The 3,239-nt window shown below is 57.8% G+C and carries 3 protein-coding genes; 1 reads left to right on the forward strand and 2 read right to left on the reverse strand.

Features of this window, described 5'->3' with window-relative positions; translation table 11 throughout:
* Together AC5JJ6_RS05700 and AC5JJ6_RS05705 are read right to left on the reverse strand one after the other, a co-directional pair.
* A partial coding sequence (locus AC5JJ6_RS05700) for an RES family NAD+ phosphorylase (RefSeq protein WP_496041112.1) occupies positions 1 to 569 on the reverse strand: 569 nt, incomplete at its 3' end.
* Positions 566 to 979 carry an MbcA/ParS/Xre antitoxin family protein gene (locus AC5JJ6_RS05705; RefSeq protein ID WP_496041113.1) on the reverse strand — a complete coding sequence of 138 codons (414 nt, stop codon included), beginning with the start codon at positions 977 to 979 and terminating at the stop codon, positions 566 to 568. The genes AC5JJ6_RS05700 and AC5JJ6_RS05705, both read right to left, overlap by 4 nt.
* Before the next feature lie 819 nt (positions 980 to 1,798).
* Here AC5JJ6_RS05705 and AC5JJ6_RS05710 point away from each other — a divergent pair.
* The gene (locus tag AC5JJ6_RS05710; protein ID WP_496041114.1) at positions 1,799 to 2,266 is read left to right on the forward strand and encodes a hypothetical protein; all 468 of its coding nucleotides are present in this window, start codon (positions 1,799 to 1,801) and stop codon (positions 2,264 to 2,266) included.
* Positions 2,267 to 3,239: the final 973 nt, after the last annotated feature.

Genomic DNA, 3,239 nt, shown 5'->3' on the forward strand with positions numbered 1-3,239 from the left:
GGATATCGCACACTCGGATAGACCAAGCCGTCGGTACCGGCCTGGCGCACTGCCCGGCCCAGGGACTGGCCAGCTGTGTAATCGTCCGGATCGAGCGCAGCAGCGAGAGCCCTGCCAGGTCCGCGCAGATCATGCAGATCGGCCGTGACATCGAGAATGATTTCGCGGAACTGCGACGCCCAGCCGGGCGGCTCTCGGGTGGCGGCCATAAACCGGGCGTGGTGATGTATCGTCTCGAGCAGGGCAACCTCGAAGATTTGCCCCACATAGAGAACGCCAAATGTGCCGTCGCTAAAGCGGCTCGGGCGATCGGAGCTGACATGGGTGAAGGGCGCCATGAGGTACGTGGCGCCCTGTCCGCCAACGCGCCGGTTGGCAGGCACGAGGTCGAGATTGCCGATGCTTTCCATCAGGCGCGGATTGGTCTTCTGCTCGGCCGCGATGAGGAGCGGCCAGTCGGCCGGATCGGCAATGTCATCAAAGAGATCAATCGTAGGATAGCGACTGCGGATGATGCGCACGGCACTTGGCCACGAGATCCGCACGATCGGCGGTAAGACATCGTTCACCAAGCACCCCGCTCGGCGTCGAGGTAGCGGCGCACGCGCATGAGCGAGGTCAGCTCGCCGTCGAGCAGGACGTCGAGCGCCGGACGGCCAGCAAAGGCATCATTGGGTGCCTTCACCCAGGAGTAGGCGCGCGCCGGCTCTTGGAAGATGAGGCGCAGCGCCTTGTGGATACCCAGGAGATTTGACAGGCGTGCCGCCTTGTCGCGGTCGATACGTCCGATCTCGCCCAGTTTCCAGCGGCGGTAGGTCCGCACCGGCAGATCGAGCAGCCTTGCGGCTTGATCGTCGGTGATATCCCACAGGCGGAAGAGATTCACCACGGCGCGGAACATCGCGCCGCCCTCCTCTACAGTGATTGGCTCAGGCCGAAACTCCCGGAGGTTCGTGTCGATTAGGACGATGGCGGGCATGGCAGTCTCCTTCCTTCTGGCATTATATGAGAGATGTGATGCCATTTGGCAATCTTTATCTGTTGCTACACCTGGATTAACCCCATGGTTAGCCGCAAACCGGGAGATGCTCGCCAAGCTTTTCGCGAGGGTTCTGTCAGCTCTCAGGGCTTTGCTACAAGATGCAGTGGAATTTAACCACATCCAAGCCACAGCCCATAGTGGTCCGTACCTGAATGCTGACAGAACCCCACCGGCTGGATCGCGCCAGCTTCGCCTGATGCACGCTAATAAGCTGTTACAGCATTCATGAGCACATACCGAGGTTGATGGTGAATGATATATAGTATTCACCATCTGGCTTGTCAGACTGACCGAGAAGAACGCAGAAAAATTTACTTTCTGTTCACAAAGAACAGACATAATAACATTACAGATCTTGAAATTCCCATTCTGGGAATAGCGCTTTCAATGATGATGCGGGCTAAAATCAGGAGCTATCCAGGAGCATTGTTATGTCAGAACTGAACAAGGCCTTGAACGGTTGCTATCTCGCGCATCCACCAGCGCGTGATCGCAGGGCAGTGTGCCAAACAGCGAACGCCGACGTCTCTGTGCGGGCGATTCTCACTCGCGCACCCACATGGTTTATCCACGCGAATGCCGGGATGATCAGTAAAATCTGGGCTGAACGCCGAACACGGTCGCCCGAACGGCGCGTTACCGGGCGGTGCGGGTTGGATGATCTGGAAACGGAACCCTCAACAGGCATGCGTGACCATGGTTGACTAGAACACGCTGGACATGATGACAGGCGATATGTGCGACATGGGAGGAATGATGACCTTTCTCAAACTCAATCAGGCAGTCGAGAGGGAAGCTCGGAGCAGGCGCAAAGGAATACTACCATACCATGGGCCGGCCGATTTCGTGCTGCGCGAGGGTAAAGTCTGGACGCCGGCGCGGCTGCCCAGAAGAATTCGGGCCGGCGAACTTGGGCATTGCTTCAAAAATGCCTTTGAACTGGCACTGCGGCACAAACTCACTTACGTCGAGGGCTACGCCAGTGACCTCGTACCAGTGCCGCACGCCTGGTGCTGTGACGAGGAGGGCAGGGTGATCGACAACACCTGGAGAGAACCTGAACATTGCTCATATTTCGGCGTCGCGTTTGACCCTGAATATGTCAAGCGGACGGTCATGGAACAGCAGTTTTATGAACTGATCGACCAGCCAGCGACAGGCTGGCCGCTGATCACCGGCCGGCATGTGGACTGGCGGCATCGCCGCTGGAGCAGGGCCGCGTGATGTTAACTAAGGCCTTCTTGCGAGACGATGGTGTGGAAATTAACACGCGGGCGGACCTTGCCGGCAGCCCCAGCCTTCTGTGATGCCGGCGACCACACATGAAGGGATTAGCCGATCAGCACCTTGCACGGCATCGCGGCCTGCCCGAAGGCCGGCGCCGTCAGCTGTTCCTCAGCCATTCGCGGCGCGCTGGCTTCACCACCACAGAGATGACTTGCCGTTAGCATCGCTGCTGCGACCGCTTCCGCATCAATCTGACCAAACCTGCGGCATCGGGAGAGCGTCAAGGACACCATGGCCGTGTCGGCAGCCGAGAAGCCAACCCCCAGGATAACGGCTAGCAAGCTTGGGGCCACGATGCTGAGGATGGCTCAGCCGTACACGGACGTGGCGGATCTGAGCGTCACACGACAAACGTGGTACAGGCATGGCGCGCCTGACGGACCGATTTTGCCGGATGTAAAAAAGCTTCAAGGGGTTGGGCAAGCCCAACATTCAGGCCGTGTTTCGGCAGCGGTTGGTGACTGAAGCAGATCACTTGAAGGTCAGGTTGTGCATCATTGATGGAAACTCGCTATAGCAGTTAGTTTTCCATAAGCCACATTATACGTTCATGTGTCAGCAGCAGGGTGGACTCTAAACTGAAGTGCGACTTTTGTTATTTTCCAATGGTTTGCCTATCGATGATAGCCGAGGACTGCTCCACAGCCGGAACAAAACGCATGCGCGGCTGCTCACCTTGTCGATTGCATCAGCCTCTGAATATCGGCTTCACCGGCATCCAGAGGTTCGCTATGAACGAAGTACCTGAAACGCAGCGAACGTGCGCTGCATTTCAGCACTGAACCCTGAATGCCAGCGGATCCTTGAGAACGGGATCCGCCGCATCGTGCCCGGACCTAACGGCGCATACCCTGGATCATGCCGTTGAGAAGTTCGATTTCCCGGATCCTGGCCTCCCGCTCGTGCCTGA

The sequence above is a fragment of the Skermanella sp. genome (assembly GCF_059503625.1).